Below are 20,553 nucleotides of genomic sequence, written 5' to 3' on the forward strand. Positions count from 1 at the left end.
GCCAAACCCGCGCCCGTCGTCCCCCGAAAGACGGGCGAATGCCCGTTTCCCGAAACCGCGAAACCTGCCGAAGATTGTCGCGCCCGTATACCGCCGGGTACAGTCGCCGCACTGCTCTGGCAGCCCCTGTTGTCGAGGCGAAAGAGAAGTTGGTGAACGACCGTCACCCGTCGGGGACCATGACCACCCCGGCTCCGGCTTCCGATGCCGGCCAGGCGCACTACGCGTCGTACGGCACCCAGGAAGCCCAGTACGGCGACTTCACCACGTACGGCGACGCCACCGTCACCGGCTCCTCGTTCCACAGCGACCCGCTCTTCGGCAACCTCCAGGGCGAGGGGCAGGCCACCGGCGGGTACGACGCCACGCAGTGGCAGACGGCCGGCGACCAGACCCTCAACTACGACGCGTACGCGGCCCAGCACCACGCCGCCTACGACTCCGGCGCCTACGACAGCACCGCCTGGACCGTCCCGGCCCAGGGGACGGCCGTCGACGCCGGCAGCGGGCAGTGGGACGCGAACGCCTGGCTCCAGCCCGACCAGTCGGCCATGACCGGCGCGACGCAGCACTGGGAATGGGGCACCCAGGCCTTCGACACCGGCGCGTACGACGCCACGCAGTGGAACTCCGACGGCTCCCCGGCGCAGGACCCCGAGCACGCGGCACCGTCCGACGGCTCCTTCGACCCGCCTGCGACCCAGACCTTCGAGCAGCTCCCCTACGAGGAGTTCGCGGAGGAGTCCCCGGACGAGGAGGAGCCGACCGCGACCGGTGAGCTACCTGAAGGAACGCCACTGCTGGACGACCAGGAAGAGGTCACCCCGGCTGCCCCGGCCTCGGCGACACGCGCCGGCTCCCGTGCGGGAGCGCGTTCCCGCCGTCGTACGCCCCCCAAGCGGTCCGCGCTGCTGACCATCGCCGTGCCCTCCGCGTGCGTGATGGGCGTCGCCGGGATCGCCGCCGCTTCCGTCGGCAACCTCACCGGCGACGACAAGGACACGACGGCCTCGGCCTCCGACGCGCAGTCGGTGAAACCGTCCGCCGCCAACAGCAAGCTGGACGCCCAGCTCAGGACGCTCTCGGCGGGCGCCGACGACTTCGCCGACCGGGCCAGCCGGACCCAGGAGCGCATCGATCTCAAGGCCCAGCAGGAGGCCGAGAAGAAGAAGGCGGCGGCGGAGGCGGCCCGCAAGGAGCGGCTGCGTCCCAAGTACGTGCTTCCGGTGACGCAGAAGGGGCTCAGCGCCTACTTCGGCCAGGCCGGTGTGAACTGGATGTCCGTCCACACGGGCATCGACTTCCCGGTCTCCTACGGCACGACGGTGATGGCCGCGACCGACGGCGTCGTCTCCACGAAGTGGAACGGCGCCTACGGCAACATGATGATCGTGACGGCGAAGGACGGCACGGAGACGTGGTACTGCCACCTCTCGTCGTACCGTGTCGCCGCCGGTACGACCGTGAAGGCCGGCGATCCGATCGCGTACTCCGGGAACTCCGGCAACTCGACCGGCCCGCACCTGCATTTCGAGGTCCGGCCGGCGGGTGGCGCCGCGATAGACCCGCTGCCGTGGCTGCGGAGTCACGGGCTGGACCCGACCTGATCCGATCTTCGCCTGATCCGATCTCCGAGTGAGCCCCCGCCGTCGGCGGGGGCTCATCCGTCTTCTACAGCTTCTCCACCGGCGCGTACCGCAGCAGCAGTCGCTTCGGCTTGCCGTCCCCGAAGTCGATCGTCGCCTCCTCGTTCCCGCCCGTGCCCTTCACCCCGACGACCGTGCCCAGGCCGAACTGGTCGTGGGTGACACGGTCACCGACGGCCAGTGAGACCACCGGCTTCTCCGAGGTCCGCCGGGTGGCGAAGCCGGACGCGCCCGATGCCGAGGAACGCGAGCGGGTCGAGGAGAGCGAGGCGGCCACGCCCGACGCGGGCCCGGAGGACACCGGCGCCGTCGCCCCGGTCCGCTTCCACTCCAGGTACGAGCCCGGGATCTCCTCCAGGAAGCGCGAGGGCGGGTTGTACGACGGCTGGCCCCAGGCGCTGCGCATCGTCGACCGTGTGAGGTACAGCCGCTCCCGCGCGCGTGTGATGCCGACGTACGCGAGGCGCCGCTCCTCCTCCAGTTCCTTGGTCTGGCCGAGGGCGCGCATGTGCGGGAAGACGCCGTCCTCCATGCCCGTCAGGAAGACCACCGGGAACTCGAGGCCCTTGGCGGTGTGCAGGGTCATCAGGGTGATGACGCCGTCGCCGTTCTCGTCGTCGTCGGGGATCTGGTCGGAGTCGGCGACCAGGGCCACCCGCTCCAGGAAGTCGGCGAGCCCGCCGGGCTGTTCGCCCTCGCCGCGCTCCTGCTCGAACTCCAGGGCCACGGCGGCGAGTTCCTGGAGGTTCTCGATCCGGGTCTCGTCCTGAGGGTCGGTGGAGGCCTGCAACTCGGCGAGGTAGCCGGTGCGTTCGAGGATCGCTTCGAGGACGGTCGCCGGTCCGGCGCCCGACTCGACGATCGTACGGAGGTCGTCCATCAGCGTGTTGAACCGCTTGACCGCGTTCGTCGACCGCGCGGCCATGCCGTACGCCTCGTCGACACGCTTGAGCGCCTGCGGGAAGCTGATCTTCTCGCGCTGGGAGAGGGCGTCGATCATCGCCTCCGCGCGGTCGCCGATACCGCGCTTGGGGACGTTGAGGATGCGGCGCAGCGGGACGGAGTCCTCCGGGTTGGCCAGCACCCGCAGATAGGCGAGGACGTCCCGGACCTCCTTGCGCTCGTAGAAGCGGACACCGCCGACGACCTTGTAGGGCAGGCCGACGCGGATGAAGATCTCCTCGAAGACACGGGACTGGGCGTTGGTCCGGTAGAAGACGGCGACATCGCCGGCCTTCGCGTCACCCGCGTCCGTCAGACGGTCTATCTCGTCGGCGACGAACTGGGCCTCGTCGTGCTCGGTGTCGGCGACATAGCCGGTGATCTGCGCGCCCGCGCCCGCGTTGGTCCACAGGTTCTTGGGGCGGCGGGACTCGTTGCGCTCGATGACCGCGTTGGCGGCGGAGAGGATCGTCTGCGTGGAGCGGTAGTTCTGCTCCAGGAGGATCGTCGTCGCGTTCGGGTAGTCCTCCTCGAACTGGAGGATGTTGCGGATCGTCGCGCCCCGGAAGGCGTAGATCGACTGGTCGGCGTCGCCCACCACGCACAGCTCGGCGGGCGGGAGGTCGTGCTCGGCGGGCGGCACGTCGGTGGGGTGCCCGGAGGTGCCGACGAGCTCGCGCACCAGCGCGTACTGGGCGTGGTTGGTGTCCTGGTACTCGTCGACCAGGACGTGCCGGAAGCGGCGGCGGTAGTGCTCGGCGACGTCAGGGAAGGCGCGCAGCAGGTTGACCGTGGTCATGATCAGGTCGTCGAAGTCGAGGGCGTTCGCCTCGCGCAGCCGCGACTGGTAGAGGGCGTAGGCCTGGGCGAGGGTCTTCTCGAAGCCGTCGCTCGCCCGGGCGGCGAAGTCCTCCTCGTCGACCAGCTCGTTCTTGAGGTTGCTGACCTGGGCGCTGAACGACTTCGGCGGGAAGCGCTTGGGGTCGAGGTCCAGGTCACGGCAGACCAGGGCCATCAGCCGCTTGGAGTCGGCCGCGTCGTAGATCGAGAAGGAGGAGGTGAAGCCGAGCTTCTTGCTCTCCCTGCGCAGGATCCGCACGCACGCGCTGTGGAAGGTCATCACCCACATCGCGTTCGCGCGTGGGCCGACGAGCTGCTCGACGCGCTCCTTCATCTCGCCCGCGGCCTTGTTGGTGAAGGTGATCGCGAGGATCTGGCCCGGGTGGACATGGCGCTCGCCGAGCAGGTGGGCGATGCGGTGGGTGAGCACACGCGTCTTGCCGGAGCCGGCACCGGCCACGATGAGCAGCGGGGAGCCGGCGTGCACGACCGCCGCGCGCTGGTTCTCGTTCAGCCCCTCCAGGAGCGCGGCCGGATCCAGGACGGGGCGGGCGGCGCCGTCGCGGTAGTAGGCGTCCCGATCCGGGGGCACGTCGAACCGCCCGCCGAACAGATCGTCCGGAATCGGCTCCGGTACGTGCTCGTCCTCGGGCGGCGGGGGTTCCTCCTCGTGGCCGCGCGGGGGCTGGAGGCTCGCCAGGAAGCTGTCGTCAAAGAGGCTGCTCATCGCTCTCCGAGTCTAGGACGCCCCACCGACAACCGGTCGCCACCCCGAAAACTCACCCCGGCCACCCGATGGATTCGGTCCATCACATTCAGCGATCGCAGGTCACGGGCACCCTCACGACCGACCGCCGGAGGGGCGAGCCGCCCACCCGAACCGAACAAGTCGGGACATATACCACTGAAACAACCGCATCGCATGAGACTCAACACTCAGGTCACGAAAATGTATCGGGCATATCGCACATCAACCTTCACACGGACCACACAAGTTGGCTAGCGTGCCGGGCGGGCCGTACGACACCCACCGGCGAACGTCGCCGGGCCGCACGGCCTCCGCCGAGTCCGGTGCGCCGCCGCGCCGCCGGAGCCGGGGACCCACACCGACCTTGGGGTGAATCGGTCCCGACTTCCCACGGGGAACGGACCGTAGGGCAACCCTTCCGAAGCATCCGCCCGAACCCGACAGCTAACTCGGTAGGCGGAACATGGAAGGAGTCGCCCCCGTTGGCGTCGCACCGCAAGTCCCGCCCCTCCGCAACGCGCGTAGCCGGCATACGCACCCCCGCCCTGGCCACCGCCGCCCTCACCTCCGTGGCCCTGCTCTCTCAGACGGCCAACGCCACGCCTTCCGAGGACGGCAAGCCGAGCCTGGAGGAGGTGGAGAAGAAGGTCGACGCCCTCTACCGGCAGGCGGAGTCGGCCACCGAGAAGTACGACGCGGCCAAGGAGAAGACCGGTACGCAGCGCAGGCAGGTCGACACCCTGCTCGACGACGTCGCCAGGCGCACGGACCGGCTGAACAAGGCGCGTGAGGAACTGGGGTCGTTCGCCGCGGCCCAGTACCGGACCGGGGCCGGCGCCCCCGACACGGCGACCTTCCTGCTCGCCGACAATCCGCAGGACTACTTCGACGAGACGCAGCTGATGAGCCGACTGACCTCGCGTCAGAAGGACGCGGTCGACGACTACGTCACCCAGCAGTCGGCGACCATGAAGAAGCGGCAGGAGGCCGCCAAGAGCCTCCAGACGCTCACCGGCACGCAGGACGAGCTCAAGACCGCCAAGACCACCGTCCAGACGAAGCTGGCCTCCGCGCGGGAGCTGCTGTCGCAGCTGACGGCCCAGGAGAAGGCACGGCTCGCGGAGATCGAGAAGCAGAAGCAGGAGGAGGCGGCGCGCAAGGCGGCGGAGCTCGCGAAGCAGCAGGCGGCGGCCGCGGCCGCCGCCGAACAGGACAGCTCGTCCTCGTCGTCGACGTCGTCCTCCAGCGGCTCCTCGTCCTCCGCCTCCGACTCGGCCTACGCCACGAAGGCCGCCAAGGCGATCGCCTTCGCCCGCGCGCAGATCGGCAAGCCGTACGTCTGGGGAGCGACCGGCCCCGGCTCCTACGACTGCTCCGGCCTCTCCCAGGCCGCCTGGAAGGCCGCGGGCGTCTCCCTGCCGCGCACCACCTACGACCAGGTGAACGCCGGCACCACCGTCTCCCTCGCCGACGCCCAGCCCGGCGACCTGGTCTTCTTCTACGACGACATCAGCCACGTCGGCATCTACATCGGCAACGGCATGATGATCCACGCCCCGAAGCCCGGCGCGTACGTCCGGGAGGAGTCGATCTACTACGGAGGCGAGTCGATCATCCACAGCGTGGTGCGACCTGCCTGATCATCTGCACGTCCGCGAGTGAGCCGGCCTTTTCTCGTCGTTCCTGCCCGCAGCCCGCTCCCCCAGCCCTCGCCTCCGCCCACTCGGGTGGGGTGCAGGGCTGGGGGGAGCGCGGCCGGCAAGAGGTGGAAGGTGCGCCAGGATCACTCGGTGCCGGTGTCCGCGGAGTCCGCGCCGGTCCCGGTGCGCGAGCGATCTCCTGTGGGGAGCCGCGTAGTTACACGGATGCCCGGCCGTGCCTCGCCCGGATACCGTCCGTCGGTGAGGCCTGCGACCGTCGACGTACCGCATGGCCGGGCAGGTGACGGATGCTCGGCCCGGCCGAGACGCGGGACGGCGGGTGTACGGCCCGCGGGACGCGCAGACGCGAGGTGAATGTGCCTCGGCACCGGGTCGGAGACGGCCGGTGGGAAAGGCTGCGCCGGGGGACCGGCTTCACCCAGGGAGTGCTGTAGGCGTGCCGGAGGGGTTGGCCCACCAGTGGGGGCCAGAGCTTTTCTTGACTTCCTCCCCCTCCTGAAGGAGGGGGATTCCTACGGCTCGCGCCGTGGGGTTTTCTGCTTCACAGCCGACTGCCCGCCCGGAGTACTCCGTTGAGGTCTCACACCAGCTCCACAGACAGACGCCGTCAGCCCGACGGCCAGAATGTTCTTCGCCGCGTTCACGTCCCGGTCGTGGATCGTCCCGCAGTCGCACGTCCACTCACGGACGTGCAGCGGCATCTTGTCCTGCAAGGTGCCGCAGACGGAGCACAGCTTGGAGGACGGGAACCATCGGTCGATCGCGATCACTTCGCGGCCGTACCACTGAGCCTTGTACTCCAGCATGCTCCGGAAATCCGACCAGGCCGCGTCGCTGATGGCGCGGGCCAGGCTGCCGTTCTTCACCATGTTCCGAACGGCGAGGTCCTCGATCACGATCGTTTGGTTTTCACGAACGAGACGAGTGGTGAGTTTGTGCAGGTGGTCGCGCCTGCGGTCGGTGATGCGGGCGTAGACCCTGGCCACCGTCCGGCGCGCCTTGGCCCGGTTCGCTCCGTCACCCTTGACCTTGCGGGCAAGCCGGCGCTGCGCCTTGGCAAGGCGGGCTCGGTCGCGCCGCTCGTGCCGGGGGTTGGAGACCTTCTCCCCGGTGGAGAGGGTCAGCAGGTGGCCGAGGCCGACGTCGACACCGACGGCCGCGTCTGTGGGTGCAAGCGGCTGGACGGACGGGTCCTCACACAGCAGGGACACGTACCAGCGTCCGGCCGCGTCCTGCGACACCGTCACGGTGGACGGCGACGCACCCTCGGGCAGTGGACGGGACCACACGATGTCGAGCGGCTCCGCCGTCTTCGCCAGGGTCAGCCTGCCGTCCCGGAACCGGAACGCGCTGGTGGTGTACTCCGCCGACTTCCGCGACTTCTTCCGCGACTTGAAACGCGGGTACTTCGCCCGCTTGCCGAAGAAGTTCGCGAACGCCGTCTGGAGGTGCCGCAGGGCCTGCTGGAGCGGGACGGCGGAGACCTCGTTGAGATATGCGAGTTCCTCGGTCTTCTTCCAGGCCGTCAGCATCGCCGACGTCTGGTTGTAGTTCACCCGCTCCTGCCTCGTCCACGCTTCCGTGCGCGCCGCAAGGGCCAGGTTGTAGACCTTCCGCACACATCCGAACGTGCGCGACAGCTCGGCTGCCTGCGCGTCAGTCGGATAGAAGCGGTACTTGAACGCCCGCTTCACGTGAGTGGGCATGGCTCACAAATTATCACGTCAGCTTGTGACCATCTGCCGGTTCGTGGGAACGGACGCCGGTCCGCCCTGGCGGCGAACCGGCTTTCTCCGCCCTGCCCCGCAGGAGCTTCGTTTCCTCCCCGGCCTGAAGGCCGGGGTATCCACGAAGGAAGGCCCCGATGATTTCGAAGCTGCCCCTGCACAGCCCTCGCTGGCGTGACCTTGACGGTGTGACAGCCGACGAGGTGAAAGCGCTCCTGGAGGACATGGCATCCGGGGGTGCCACCGGGACCGGCGATGCCTGGAGGCAGACCTGGAAGCACCTGAGCGGCGGACTCATGGATGACGGAACCGTCTTCGACGGAACCTATGCGGCCCTGCCCCATCTCGTCGAGGCGGCAGCGGCCTTGCCTCCGGGACAGACCGTGGACTTCTGGGTGGACATGGGATGCGTCGTGACCGCGGAGGACAGGCCCCCCGTCCCGGCCGATCTCGAGGCGGGGTTCGGCGCCGCCCTTCGTCTGGCCGAGCAGGCGGCTGTACGGAGCCTCCTCGCCGTCGGCTCTCCCGCCGAGGTCTGTGCCTCCCTCGCACTGAGCTGTGTCGCCTTCGCCGGTCATCACACCGCCGCGGCACTGTGGTCTCTCGCGCCCCAGGAAGGGCACCTTCTGCTGGTGTGTCCCGGGTGCGGCGCCGATACCGAGATCCCCGGCTTTTTCGTGGACCCCGTGCGTCCACCTCTGGATGCTCCGGAGCTGCCCGACCCCGCCCGTGTCCGTCCGGGGGAACACCCATGGGGTGAGGTCGCCACGGCTCTGCGCGAGGAGGCGCTGGGAGAGGGATGGGAGCCCTTCCTGCGGGTGGCACGCGAAGTCGCGGCGGCCGGAGTACCCCCCGAAACACCGGGGCGGGCCGTCCTGTGTCTCGTCGCCGGCTTGGTCGCGGCCAAGGGCACCCCAGGGCGGGCCGGGAGGGAATGGGCCCGCAGGCTGATGTCGCTCACCGGATACTTCCGCTGCTGGGACTGCGAGCGGACCTGGGCGATCGCCGACGGTCTGGCGGAGAACCCGGACGGCGCGCACCCGCAGAACCACCTGGGGGAAGGGTGGACGGCTGCCGACGAGCCGGCTACGACGGTGCGGTCGGCGGGGGCCGACCGGCCGGGTGAAGCGCCGACCCGGCTCCGGCAGGACGGGAGGGCCCTGCTCGCCGCCGACGGCACACCCTGGGGCCACCTGACGGTGTTCTCCGACTCCGCGCCCGTTTCCATGCCCGTTTCCGTGCCCGTTTCCATCGGAGGCGTCACCTCACTGACGGTCGTGTCCCGCCCCGGTCGGCCGACGCTCGTCGCCGGCGCCGGGGACCGGACCGCGGTGTGCCTGTGGAATCCGGTCGACGGTCAACTCGTCCATGCCCCGCTGCCGGGACATCCCGACCGTATCCGCTCGATGACGGCCCTGCCCCTGCCCGATGGCCGCGTCCTCCTGGCGTCCGGAGGCGAGGCAGGGACGATCACCCTGTGGGATCCGGCCACCGGCCGGCCGGTCGGCGAACCGTTCGGCGAACCGGTCGGCAACCGGCTCGGCGAGGTGATCGGGATGTGTGCCGCGACCGTCCCCGACGGTCGGACCCTGCTCGTCACGGCCACTCCCCGAGGCGCGGTCCGGTTGTGGGATCCGGTCACCGGCGAGTCCGTCGGACGCCTCAACCCTTATGGCAGTCCGATCCGGTCGATCGCTGCCGTCCCGGTCTCCGCCGGCCATACGCTGGTCGCGGCCGCGGACACCAAGGGCGGCGTTCACGTGTGGGATCCGGCCGTCGGCGACCCCTGGGAACGGGGCGCGGCCGTGCAGTTGAACGGGCGCGCCCTCGACGACGCAGGCCACCGGGTGGCGGCTGTGGCGGCTGTGCCCACACAGGACCGTACGATGCTGGCCACCGGAGACGACCGCGGCGTGGTCAGGCTGTGGGACCTCTCGACCGGTGCCCCGGCCGGTGACGGCCTGCCCTCCTCGGAAGGCACCGCCGGTGTTCCGGTCATGGCCGCCGGCACGCTGCACGACGGGCGCTCCGTCCTGGTCACCGGCAGCAGACTGGGGCGCAGACTGCGGGTGTGGGAACCGGAGACCGGCGCAGTGCGGCACATCGCCCTGGACGTGGCGCTCACCTGTCTGGCCGCCGCGGGTCCCGACCTGATCGTCGGGCACGACGGCGGGGCCATCGGACTGCCGCTCACCAGGTGGTGAACGGGGGCGGCCGCAACGCTGCGCGGTGAACACCGGCCGGAGCCCACCGGGACTGCTCCCCCTCACACACACGGACAGCCGCAGCCGGAACCGAGTGTGCGAGGCCGGGCGCGGCCAACGGGCTGTGGGACTAGGTGGTTCCACGGATGCGCCGCTCAAACGCGACATGTCATGGTTCGATGCACGGCTCGCCGGGTTGCGCGGTGTGGTCGGTGGCCCGCAGGGCATCAGGCGAACGCGACAGGGCGAAGAGGGCGTGGGGAGGGGAACGCGACGGCCGGTATCGATGTCGATGACAGGACGCTGTGGAGGGTGCCTGGCGGGGGCGTGCTCCACCACACGTCGGCGATGGCCGACGGTGCCGTCTACGTCCTCCAGGACTTCTTCGATCTGGTGGCCGTCGACGCCGGCACCGGGGAACGGCGTTGGACACTGCGAAGCGACTCCGGGATCGCATCGTCGCCAGTGGCCGATGCCGGCGTCGTGTACTTCGCCGACACGGCCGGCTATCTGACGGCGGTGGACGCCGCGACCGGCGACGTGCGCTGGAAGTGGAGATCGCGCCGTTCGAAGATGTCGATGCCGACGGTGGCGGACGGCATCGTGTACGCCGCACACCACACCAGGATGTGGGCGGTCGACGGGGTCACCGGCCGACCGGTGTGGGACGTCAGGGTGGCTGACCAGGGCACGGTCCTGAATCCGCCGACCGTGGCCCACGGTGTCCTGTACGCGGCCGACGGCGGGCATCTGCTGGCCCTGGACACGGCCACCGGGAGCAGGCGGTGGGACGTCTTCCCCCACGGGGGCGTTCAGCAGACTCCGACGGTCGCCGACGGAAGCGTGTACGTGGCCAACCGCGAAGGCCTGGTCGCGCTGGACTCGGCGACGGGTGAGCAACGCTGGCGGACGTCCCCCGGCGGGACGGTGTGGGCGAGCCCGGCGGTGGCCGAGGGCATCGCGGTCGCCGGTGTCCACGGCTGGTACCTGATCGCGGTGGACGCCGAGACCGGCCGCGGCTGAAGACCCGGGGCGAGATCCACGCGACGCCGGCGGTCGCCGACGGCACGGTGTACGCGGGAAGCCACGACGGACGCCTGTGGGCGGTGGACGCGGCCACGGGCGCGGCGCGGTGGAAGGTCAGGACCACCGGACCCGTGCACTCCACGCCCCTGGTGAGCGGCGGCACGGTGTACGTCGACAGCCTCGACGAGCACCTCTACGCCGTGCGCGCCCACCGGCCGGGCGAAGCACCCGCCGAGGACCACCGCGCCGCATCCGCCCACCTCGTGCGGACTCCGGCAGGCCCCGGCCCGGTCGGCGGCACAGTGCGCTGGCGGGTGCCGGCCCCGGGCGCCGGTCATCTCACCCCGGCCGTGGCCCACGGCGTCGTGTACCAGACCACTTACCGCAGCCTGCTGGCGCTGGACGCCGCCACGGGCGAGGAACGCTGGCGGCTGGAGACCGGCGGGGAGGTGCATTCGACGCCCGTGGTGGCTGACGGAACCGTGTACGTAGGCAGCGCGGACGATTTCCTGTACGCGATTCACATCTGACGCCGGCGGCCGGGGCTGTGATCAAGGGAGCTGCGGCGCCCACTCCGCCCCCTCCGCTCCCCCTGCGCCCCTCCGCTCCCTCACACCCGCCTCCACCCCACCACGCCCGGACGCCCCGCGCCCACGCGTCCGTCCCGCGCCCGCGCGCATTTCGTGCGCACGCGCGCGTGCCCCACCCGCGCCCCGGCCCGTGCTCCTTAGCATCGGGATCATGTCCGGCATGTCACCCCTCCGCGCCTGGTGGGTGCAGCGTCCGCCGGCGGCCGGGGCCGCTGTGATGGCCACCGGCATCGTGTCGGTGGGGTTGCACCAGGCGGGGGCGGAGACCCTGTCCCGGGTCATGCTGCTGCTGGCCTGCCTGGCGTGGGCGGCGCTGGCGGCCGACTTCGTCGCGGAGCTGGTACTCGACCGCCGCCACTGGCTGACCGAGGCGAAGACACCGGGCGCGCTCACCGCCGTTGCGGCCACGACGGTGCTGGGGACGCGGTTCTCGCTGCTCGGCCGGCAGCCCCTGGCCGAGGCCCTGCTGGCGCTGTCGGCGGTGCTGTGGCCGCCGTTGCTCGTCCTCGCCGTGCGGCACTGGAAGGAGAGGATGCCGGGCGCCGTGTTCCTGGGCTGTGTGGCCACGCAGGGGCTCACCGTGCTCGGCGCGGTGCTGGCGGCGGCCCTGGCCACGGCATGGCTCGCGCACCTGGCGCTGGTGCTGTTCTGGCTGGGGCTGTCGATGTACGGGCTCGCCGTGCCCCGGTTCGAGTGGCAGCAGGTCACCGAGGGGCCCGGCGACCAGTGGATCGCGGGCGGCGCGCTCGCGATCTCTGCGCTGGCCGGGGCGAAGCTGCTGGCCGCCGACAGCGCGCGGCTCTACCTGTGGAACAACGACGACCAGGGCGTCCTGCGCACGGTGACGGTGGCGCTGCTGGTCCTGGACCTGGTCTGGTACATCGTCCTGCTGGCCGCGGAGGTGGCGCGGCCCCGGCTGCGGTACGACGTGCGCCGCTGGGCGACGGTGTTCCCGATGGGGATGACGGCGGCGGCGACGCTGTCGGTCGAGGCCGCCGTCGGTATCCCGTGGCTGAAGTGGCCGGGGCGGCTGCTGGTGTGGATCGCGGTACTGGCGTGGCTGGCGGTGGCCGCGGGCGCGGTGGCGACGGCCCGCGGCGCGCTCAGGAAGACTCCCTGACCGTCACGTCCACAGCACGGCGATGAAGATGTTCACCATGGTCAGCAGGCCCACCAGACCGAAGGCGCCCTTCTCGACCTTCTCGTCGTCCCGTTTCACGTAGACGAGCCCGAGGATCACGATGAGCAGCGCGAGCTTCACGCCGATCTTGATGGTGTTGACGTGATGGCCGTTCGCCTCGTTGAGGCCGACCAGGATCACACCCGTAGCGAGCATGGTGAACGCGCCGTGCAGCATCCCGGGGACGAACCGGGCCGTGCCCTGGCCCATCGCCTTCATCTGGGTGAGGAAGCCGCCGAGGAGCGCGGCGATGCCGATGATGTGCAGGCCGACGAAGAGATGGATGAGTACGTCCATGGTTGCGGAGCCTAATCACGCTCCCTGGGGCGCCGGGCACCAGCCCCTCCTTCCGCGTCCGCCGCCACGCGCCTCCGGGGCACCGCATATATGCACCCCATAGCACCCCGCACTCCCGGCGCGCCTCGGAACCGCCGCTTCGGTCAGCACGCCTCGCGAAGCCGACGGCTCCGGATCGGAATCCCGGTCACATAACGTCAGGTAACGATCCGGTCACACCAATTCCGTGCATCGCGTTACCAACCTGACGCAGCCGGGCCTAGCGTCCTCCCCCAGGTGACCGACTCCCCACCGCCGCCCGGGCCAGGGGCGGCAGTCGGACACCACCGCCGAGAAAGTCCGGCGGCGGTCCGCTCCCCCTGTGCGGGCCGCCGCCGGACGCGCAATCCGCTCCCCCGCGGCCGTACGTGTGCTCCCCCTGGCGTTCGTACGGACGACACGGCGGTCGTACGAAAGGACGTGACGGTCCAGGTGGCAGCGCACCGCAAGCCTCGACAGCGCTCGCTCGGCGGCAATACGGCCCGCACGGCCGCAACCCTCGCCCTGGCGGGCGCGGCCACCGCGACGGCCTTCGAAGGGACCGGCCAGGCCGAACCGCAGCTGACGCCGGCGCAGGTGAAGGCCAAGGTGGACCAGCTGTACCAGGAGGCCGAGACGGCCACCCAGAAGTACGACGGCGCGAAGGACAAGGCCGACGCGGCCCAGCGGCGGCTGAAGTCGCTGCAGGACGAGGCCGCCCGGAAGCAGGAGAAGCTCAACTCCGCTCGGGACGCCCTCGGGGCGACAGCGGCCGCGCAGTACCGGGACGGCGGTATCGATCCGGCGTGGCAGCTGGCGCTGTCCAGCGATCCCGACCGGTACCTGGACGACGCGGCGTTCGCCGAGCGGGTCGGTGACCGGCAGGCCGGCGCGGTGATGCGGGTGCGCGGACAGCTGCGGGAGATCGAGCGGTTGCGTGGCGCGGCGCATGTCGAGCTGGCCTCGCTGCGGTCCCGGCAGGCCGAGCTGAACCGGCAGAAGAACACCATCAACGGCAAGCTGGGCGAGGCCCGGCGGCTGCTGGACCGGTTGTCGCCGCAGCAGCAGGCGGCGGTCACGGCGGACGCCGTCTCCTCCCGTGCCTCCCGTTCGGGCTCGGACGGCCGCGACATCCTGGGCCCGGGCAGCGTCGCCGCGCCCGACTCCCGTGCCGCGGCCGCCGTCTCCTACGCCTACTCGAAGCTCGGCAGCCCCTACATCTGGGGCGCGACAGGCCCGAACGCCTTCGACTGCTCGGGCCTGGCCCAGGCCGCCTACCGCTCCGCCGGTGTGTCCATCCCCCGCACCACCTATGCCCAGATCAACGCCGGCCGCCGCGTCTCCCGCTCCGAACTCCAGCCGGGCGACCTGGTGTTCTTCTACTCGGGCATCAGCCACGTCGGCATCTACATCGGCAACGGCCAGATGATCCACGCCCCGAACCCCTCGGCACCGGTACGGATCGCGCCCATCGACGAGATGCCGTTCGCGGGGGCGACGCGGGTGGTGTGAGCCCCGGCCGACCCCTCCCGCGCCCGCCGGGCCCTGCCGTCCCCCGTCCTCCGTTTCCCCTCCCCCTTCTCAGACCAGGCGGCGGGCGGTCGCCCAGCGGGTCAGCTCGTGGCGGTTGGACAGCTGCAGCTTCCGCAGCACCGCCGACACATGGGACTCGACCGTCTTCACGGAGATGAAGAGCTGTTTGGCGATCTCCTTGTAGGCGTAGCCGCGCGCGATGAGACGCAGGACCTCGCGCTCGCGCTGGGTGAGGCGGTCCAGGTCCTCGTCGACCGGCGGGGCGTCGGTGGAGGCGAAGGCGTCCAGGACGAACCCGGCGAGCCTCGGGGAGAAGACCGCGTCGCCCTCCTGGACCCGGAAGATCGAGTCGACCAGGTCGGTGCCGGTGATCGTCTTGGTGACGTAGCCGCGGGCGCCGCCGCGGATCACACCGATCACGTCCTCCGCCGCGTCCGACACGGACAGCGCGAGGAAGCGCACCGGCTGTTCGGCGTCCGACATCAACGGGGCGCACCGGCGCAGCACTTCGACCCCGCCGCCGCCCGGCAGGTGCACATCGAGGAGGACCACCTCGGGCCGGGTCGCGGTGATCACCGTGACCGCCTGGTCGACATCGGCGGCCTCGCCGACCACCTCGACACCGGTCTGCTCGGTCTGGCCGATCTCGGCCTGGACGCCCGTACGGAACATCCGGTGGTCGTCGACGAGGACCACCCGCACCCGACGCCCGGCCGTCTCCACGCCCTCCGCCGGGCCGTTCGCCTCGGTCGCGTCGCTCATGACGTCTTCTCCGCCCTCTCCATCTCCAGCTCGACCTCCGTGCCGCCGCCCGGTACGGACCGCAGCCGTGCCGTGCCGCCGTTGCGCTCCATGCGCCCGATGATCGATTCTCTGACGCCCATGCGGTCGACGGGTATCGAGTCGAGGTCGAAGCCGGGACCGCGGTCGCGCACGGACACGAAGACCGTCCTGCCCTCGACTTCGGCGTAGACCTGGACCGCGCCGCCCTCGCCACCGTACTTGGCGGCGTTGACCATCGCCTCGCGCGCGGCCTGCATCTGCGCGCCCGTCCCCTCGTCGAGCGGGCAGTCGCCGACCACCACGACCTCGATGGGGACACCGTGCTTGTCCTCCACCTCGGCGGCGTTGCGCCGGACCGCCTCGGCGAGGGTGGTGGGCTCGTCGGCCTCGTCCTTGCCGGTGCCCTCGGGTTTGTAGAGCCAGGTGCGCAGGTCGCGCTCCTGGGCGCGGGCCAGGCGCCGCACCTCGTTCGCGTTCTCCGCGTTGCGCTGGATCAGGGTCAGGGTGTGCAGCACGGAGTCGTGGACATGGGCGGCGACCTCGGCGCGCTCCTGGGCCCGGATGCGCATCAGCCGCTCCTCGGAGAGGTCCTGGGTCATACGGACCAGGTACGGCCCGGCGAGCAGCGTGATGCCGACGACCACGGCGAGCGCGGCCTGCAGCACCGCGCCGATATGCGCGGCGGAGCCCTGCATGACGAAGACGCCCGAGACGCCCGCGGTGACGAGCAGCACGCCGAAGCCGGCGCGCAGCAGGGTGAGCGTACGGCGTCGGCTGCCCACCTCGACCCAGCGGGCCCGGCGGGCGTTGTCCGCCTGGCGCCAGACGAGGGCGACACCGGCGGCGACCAGGACCGCGGGAAGAAGGTAGGCCTTGGCGCCGCTGGTCAGGTTGACGCTGCCCACGAACACCATGGACACGACGACCATGAGGAGCAGCGCGACGATCTGCCCCCGGTCCGGTTTCCGGGCGACGAGTCTGCGGCGGCCGTCCGCCGAGGTCTCGGTGGCGACCAGGGAGGGCGGCTTCTGGCCGCCGACCCCGCCGACGCCGAGGGGCACGAAGAACCAGAACGCGGCGTACAGCAGCGCTCCGAGCCCGTTGGCCATGAACAGGCCGACGAAGACGAGCCGCACCCAGACCACGGGCAGGCCGAGATGCCCGGCGAGGCCCCGCGCCACTCCGCCGAGCCAGCGGCCGTCGCTGCTGCGGTAGAGCTTGCGCGGCGGCCGCGGGTCGTCGAGGGGCACTGCTGCGGCTTCCGGCATGCCATCGATGTTCACACGCCCGAAGTCCCCGGGCATCAGGGTCGGCCCCCGAGACTCCCCTGATCTTCGGATTTCCCCGCGGCACCCGTCCCTTCGCCCCACGACACATCCGTCCCCCTTCACCCTCGGCACGCCCGACCCTTCACCCGCGGCGCGTCCGCCCCTTTCACCCCCGGCACGCCCGCCCCGCTTCACCCGCAGCGCATCCGCCCCCCTTCACCGCGGCACGCCCCGTCCCCTCCACCCGCCGTGGGGTCGTCGGTTCTCGTCGTCGAGGTCCGGTTCGAACGCTTCCCGCTCCGGGGTCGGGGCCGATTTCAGGGTTCGGCCAGGGTCATCCCGACTGCCGCTGTGGCGGCGCGGCCGTCACCATTGACTCATGACTGATCACGAGCACGCCGCGACGGGTCCGGGACCCGGCACCGGCCCGCGGCCCGCCCCGGGCACCGGGCCGTCGGATGCCGCGCCCGCCGCGGCGGAGGCGACAGCGGGGGCCGAAGCCACCGGCGCCGCCGCCGGCGCGGTCGACGAGGCGCCCCCGCGGTTCCGGCGCGATCGTCGGCACAAGATGATCGCGGGCGTGTGCGCGGGACTCGGCCGCCACACCGACCTGGACCCCGTGATCTTCCGAATCACCCTGTCCGTACTGGCCGCGACCGGCGGCATCGGTCTCCTCTTCTACGGCTTCGCCTGGCTCTTCGTGCCGTACGAGGACAGAGAGGAGAACGAGGTCCGCAAGCTGCTGACCGGCCGGGTCGACGGGCAGGCCCTGGCGGCCGTGCTGTTCGCGCTGGTCGGCTGCGGGGTGCTGCTGACGATGATCAGGAACGGCCAGGTGCTGGCGTTCGCCGTCGTCCTCTCCCTCCTGCTGGCCGGTGCGGGGTACTGGTCGCGGCATCGCGGCGCCCCCGACCCCGATCCGCTGGCAGCCCAGGCCGTCGCCGATGCCCCGCCCGAGGCCCAGGCACCACCGATCCCGGTCTCTTTCCCCTCGTGGTGGCGCGACCCGATCGTCAAGGACGGCACGCATGTCGGGGGCACCGGCTATCTGTGGGGCCCCTCCGGCACCCGCGGCCCGGATGCTCCCGGCCTCGACTTCCGGCTGAGCACCCCGTGGGTCCACGGCCAGGACATGCGCGCCCGGCGCAGCGCGCCCCCGAAGCCGCGCGGACCGCGCTGGATCGGCGGCTGGATCTTCCTGCTGGCTCTGCTGGCGGGCGGCCTGGGCACGGGTCTGACATGGGACACACACCCGCTGGGCACCAGCCTGCAGACGGGTCTGGCCTGCGCGCTGGTCGTGTTCGGCCTGGGTGTGGCGGTCAGCTCGTTCCTGGGACGCACCGGGGCCGGCTCGCTGTTCCTGGCGCTGGTCACGGCGGCGCTGCTCGCGGGGGCGTCGGCGATGCCGTCCGACATCACCACCCACTGGACGCGCACGTCCTGGACACCGGCCACGGCGGCGGAGGTGTCGCCGGCGTACGACCTCGGGACGGGCGTGGCCACGCTGGACCTGACGCACATACGTGTCGCCGCCGGGCAGACGGTGTCGACGGCGGCCGAGGTGGGCGCGGGCCGGCTGGAGATCGTGGTGCCGGCGGACGTGACCGTGCGGATGAGCATCGACGTGGGGGTGGGCGACATCCAGTTGCCCGGTGACGACAGGAAGGACGTGGACGTGGAGCCGGGCAGGCACAAGGACGTGACACTGTCGCCGACGAGCGGCACGAAGAACGCGGGCACGCTCGACCTGGATCTCCAGGTCGGCGCGGGACAGGTGGAGGTGACCCGTGCTGCGGCATGAGTTCCAGCCCGGACGGCTGGTCGTCGGCGTCTTCCTGACGGCGACGGGCATCGCCTATGCCGGTGACGCGGCCGCCTGGTGGCACATCGAGTCGTTCGCGGCCGCCCCCGTGATGGTGGCCGGCCTTTTCCTGGCAGGCGTGACCGCGGCCCTGGCCCGGGCGATACGCAGGCGCGGCCGCGCCCCCAAAAGCTAGAGACCCAGTGAAGCTCGCGCGGACCGGTGTCGGCGTCGGGCGCGGAGCATCGCGTCCAGGGAGAGGTAGGGGGCTCCGGCGAGGACCAGGGGCAGCCAGGCCATCAGGTAGGCGAGGTCGTTGCCGTAGTAGTACGGGGAATTGGCCCAGCTCACCGTCAGCCAGAGGCTGAGCGAGATCAGCGCGCCGCCGAGCGCGGCCAGGCGGGCCAGCAGGCCGAAGAGGGTACCCAGGCCGACGGCGAGCTCTCCGATGGCGATCGCGGTGCCGAAGCCGACAGGGTTCTTCAGGGCCAGGTCGACCAGAGCCGGGATGGCCGAGGAATCACGGACCGCGCGCATGGTGTCGCCGATGGATCCGGAGCCGCCCGATTTCAGGAAGGCGCTGTCGGTGAGTTTGTCCAGGCCGGCGTAGATGAAGGTGACGCCGAGGAAGATCCGCAAGGGAAGGAGGGCGTATCGGGTGGCGGTGTCCCGCAGACCGCGGTCGCCGTCGAGATAAGGGGATTGCGTGTCCGTACGAATGCTGTGAGTCATCGCCAGTAGCCGCCTCTCGCCGCTGTACCCAGGCCCCTCAACAGACCATACGTACGACAACCGGCCACTGCTCAATCCTCTCCCGGACGTTTTTCCGAATTTCGGCCGGTCCTCGCCACCCGGGACGGCTGAGAAAGGAGGGTGGGGAGGGTCGGATGTGAGCCCGGTCCGGTCGACGGTGGTCCGGAAGACCCTCCGAAGAGTTGCGGGCGGAAGCGGACGACCCGTCACTTCACTCGCCCAGCGGTCCGCTCACTCCGTCACCTCGATCGCGCACCGGTTGGTGGCCACTCCCGCGGCCGTCACCAGCTGGATCTCCACCCAGCCGGGCTCCACGTCGGCCGGTACGGGGACGGTGAGGACGCTGTCCGTGGGGTTGCTGAAACCGCCGGTGACGGGGACCAGGGGGACGTGGACGTTGACCGCGCCGACGCGGACGACCATGCGGGAGAGGCGGTCGGCGGTCTGGGCGCCGGGCGGGACGAAGCCGGTGCCGCGGATCTCGATGTCGTCGCCGGTGCGGATCGGGGCGTCCAGATCACCGGCCTCGCGAGCGCGGACGACGGAGAGGATCACCGGGCGGCCGCCGTCGGCGTACTTGCCGGCGAGGTAGGTCGCGGTGGAGATCAGCACCACCGTCGCGAGCCCCCAGGGCAGGTCGGGGAGCTGGTCGGGGCGGCGGGCGAGGCGGACGGCGGCGAAGACCAGGGCGACGGCGCTGATCACGACGTACTGGATGTCGGCGAAGGTGCCCCGGCCGGAGTCGTCGGTGAGCAGGTCGGACGCGCGGGGGCGGTGGGCGCGCACCTTCTGCAGGCGCTGGCCGAGGATGCGCAGCCCGACCACCCGGCGCACCAGGACGGCGATGCCGCAGACCACAGCGAGGACGGTCACCACACCGGCGCCGCGGGCGAGGTCGAGGCCGGAGATCAGGGAGTCACGTTCGGCGGGAGAGGAGGCGGCGGCCAGGCGGCCGGCGAGGACGAGAACGGCGTAGGCGACGAAGAGGACCCAGGAGGCGGCGACGGTGCGGGAGGTGGACATGCGGTTGTCCTCGCCGATGACCGGCGCGAGCACCCCGCCGCGCGAGCGGTGGAACCAGGAGGCGGCGGTGAGCGCGAGGGCCATGAGCAGCGCGGCGAGCAGTCCGGCGGTGCGGGCACTGGTCCAGCCCGCACCGATCGCGGTGAGGGACTGGGCGAGAAGCATGATCACGACGGTTGCCCAGACGGTGTACGCGGTGCGCAGCCAGAGGCGGGCGAGCCAGGCCTCGCCCTCGACGCGGCCGCGCTCGGCGACGACCTCGGCGGACTGGGTCAGTTCCTCGGAGATCCACTGGCGGGAGGCGGAGGGCGAGTGGGCCACCGCCGCGGGCAGCCCCTGCCCGGCCGCGAATTCGTCACGTTTGAGGAGGAATTCGGCGACCGCCCGCCGGTGCCCTTCGCGTGCCCCGTGCGGGCAGTCCCCGCATGCGCACCCGCCCCCGTGGGCACCCGAACCGGCGCCCTGCCTCGCCTCCTGCACCGCCACGCCCGACGCCCGCCTTCCCCACGCCCC

At 71.3% G+C, this 20,553-nt stretch carries 16 protein-coding genes and 1 riboswitch; of the genes, 9 read left to right on the plus strand and 7 right to left on the minus strand.

What is annotated here, in order from left to right:
• Nucleotides 1-152 precede the first annotated feature (152 nt).
• Nucleotides 153-1,607, plus strand: a complete 1,455-nt coding sequence (locus tag EDD90_RS22225; protein ID WP_123974714.1) for a M23 family metallopeptidase — start codon at nt 153-155, stop codon at nt 1,605-1,607.
• Between the two features lie 64 nt (nt 1,608-1,671).
• Here the strand turns inward: EDD90_RS22225 and pcrA are convergent, their stop codons facing one another.
• Nucleotides 1,672-4,155, minus strand: coding sequence for a DNA helicase PcrA (gene pcrA / locus EDD90_RS22230; protein WP_123974715.1), 2,484 nt, complete (start codon nt 4,153-4,155; stop codon nt 1,672-1,674).
• Between the two features lie 323 nt (nt 4,156-4,478).
• A riboswitch (cyclic di-AMP (ydaO/yuaA leader) is annotated at nt 4,479-4,650 on the plus strand.
• 8 nt (nt 4,651-4,658) lie between these two features.
• Here pcrA and EDD90_RS22235 point away from each other — a divergent pair.
• Nucleotides 4,659-5,816: an NlpC/P60 family protein gene (locus EDD90_RS22235; RefSeq protein ID WP_123974716.1), complete on the plus strand. Its 1,158-nt coding sequence runs from the start codon at nt 4,659-4,661 to the stop codon at nt 5,814-5,816.
• 533 nt (nt 5,817-6,349) lie between these two features.
• Here EDD90_RS22235 and EDD90_RS22240 read toward each other — a convergent pair.
• The gene (locus EDD90_RS22240) at nt 6,350-7,543 is read right to left on the minus strand and encodes an RNA-guided endonuclease TnpB family protein (protein ID WP_123974717.1); all 1,194 of its coding nucleotides are present in this window, start codon (nt 7,541-7,543) and stop codon (nt 6,350-6,352) included.
• Between the two features lie 158 nt (nt 7,544-7,701).
• Here EDD90_RS22240 and EDD90_RS22250 point away from each other — a divergent pair, with 158 nt between their 5' ends.
• The 4 genes from EDD90_RS22250 (at nt 7,702) to EDD90_RS22265 (ending at nt 12,504) form a co-directional block, all read left to right on the plus strand.
• Nucleotides 7,702-9,768 (plus strand): WD40 repeat domain-containing protein, encoded by a 2,067-nt coding sequence (locus EDD90_RS22250; protein ID WP_260327995.1) that lies wholly within the window; start codon nt 7,702-7,704, stop codon nt 9,766-9,768.
• Between the two features lie 171 nt (nt 9,769-9,939).
• On the plus strand, nt 9,940-10,791 hold the full coding sequence (locus EDD90_RS22255) for a PQQ-binding-like beta-propeller repeat protein (RefSeq protein ID WP_123974719.1): 852 nt from the start codon (nt 9,940-9,942) through the stop codon (nt 10,789-10,791).
• Nucleotides 10,698-11,324 (plus strand): PQQ-binding-like beta-propeller repeat protein, encoded by a 627-nt coding sequence (locus tag EDD90_RS22260; protein WP_185149184.1) that lies wholly within the window; start codon nt 10,698-10,700, stop codon nt 11,322-11,324. Before EDD90_RS22255 ends, EDD90_RS22260 begins: the two co-directional genes overlap by 94 nt.
• Nucleotides 11,325-11,535: 211 nt before the next feature.
• Nucleotides 11,536-12,504 (plus strand): tellurite resistance/C4-dicarboxylate transporter family protein, encoded by a 969-nt coding sequence (locus tag EDD90_RS22265; RefSeq protein ID WP_123974721.1) that lies wholly within the window; start codon nt 11,536-11,538, stop codon nt 12,502-12,504.
• Nucleotides 12,505-12,507: 3 nt separating this feature from the next.
• Here the strand turns inward: EDD90_RS22265 and EDD90_RS22270 are convergent, their stop codons facing one another.
• A complete protein-coding gene (locus tag EDD90_RS22270) occupies nt 12,508-12,861 on the minus strand; it encodes a hypothetical protein (RefSeq protein ID WP_123974722.1) in 354 nt (117 codons plus the stop codon).
• Nucleotides 12,862-13,332: 471 nt separating this feature from the next.
• Here EDD90_RS22270 and EDD90_RS22275 point away from each other — a divergent pair, with 471 nt between their 5' ends.
• Complete coding sequence (locus EDD90_RS22275; protein ID WP_123981491.1) at nt 13,333-14,391, plus strand: NlpC/P60 family protein; 1,059 nt, start codon at nt 13,333-13,335, stop codon at nt 14,389-14,391.
• Nucleotides 14,392-14,460: 69 nt separating this feature from the next.
• Here EDD90_RS22275 and EDD90_RS22280 read toward each other — a convergent pair whose 3' ends face one another.
• Both EDD90_RS22280 and EDD90_RS22285 read right to left on the minus strand, forming a co-directional pair.
• Entirely contained in the window at nt 14,461-15,174 is a 714-nt protein-coding gene (locus EDD90_RS22280) for a response regulator transcription factor (protein ID WP_123974723.1), read from the minus strand.
• Nucleotides 15,171-16,499, minus strand: a complete 1,329-nt coding sequence (locus EDD90_RS22285; RefSeq protein ID WP_185149185.1) for an ATP-binding protein — start codon at nt 16,497-16,499, stop codon at nt 15,171-15,173. Before EDD90_RS22285 ends, EDD90_RS22280 begins: the two co-directional genes overlap by 4 nt.
• Nucleotides 16,500-16,842: 343 nt before the next feature.
• Here EDD90_RS22285 and EDD90_RS22290 point away from each other — a divergent pair, with 343 nt between their 5' ends.
• Complete coding sequence (locus EDD90_RS22290; protein WP_123974725.1) at nt 16,843-18,264, plus strand: PspC domain-containing protein; 1,422 nt, start codon at nt 16,843-16,845, stop codon at nt 18,262-18,264.
• Nucleotides 18,251-18,460, plus strand: a complete 210-nt coding sequence (locus EDD90_RS22295) for a hypothetical protein (RefSeq protein ID WP_123974726.1) — start codon at nt 18,251-18,253, stop codon at nt 18,458-18,460. The genes EDD90_RS22290 and EDD90_RS22295 overlap by 14 nt, the downstream gene beginning before the upstream one ends.
• Here EDD90_RS22295 and EDD90_RS22300 read toward each other — a convergent pair.
• The gene (locus EDD90_RS22300; protein ID WP_123974727.1) at nt 18,457-18,996 is read right to left on the minus strand and encodes a DoxX family protein; all 540 of its coding nucleotides are present in this window, start codon (nt 18,994-18,996) and stop codon (nt 18,457-18,459) included. The genes EDD90_RS22295 and EDD90_RS22300 overlap by 4 nt on opposite strands.
• Nucleotides 18,997-19,248: 252 nt before the next feature.
• On the minus strand, nt 19,249-20,526 hold the full coding sequence (locus EDD90_RS22305) for a hypothetical protein (RefSeq protein ID WP_123974728.1): 1,278 nt from the start codon (nt 20,524-20,526) through the stop codon (nt 19,249-19,251).
• Between the last annotated feature and the right edge of the window lie 27 nt (nt 20,527-20,553).

The sequence above is a fragment of the Streptomyces sp. Ag109_O5-1 genome, from assembly GCF_003814875.1.
Classification (GTDB): domain Bacteria; phylum Actinomycetota; class Actinomycetes; order Streptomycetales; family Streptomycetaceae; genus Streptomyces; species Streptomyces sasae.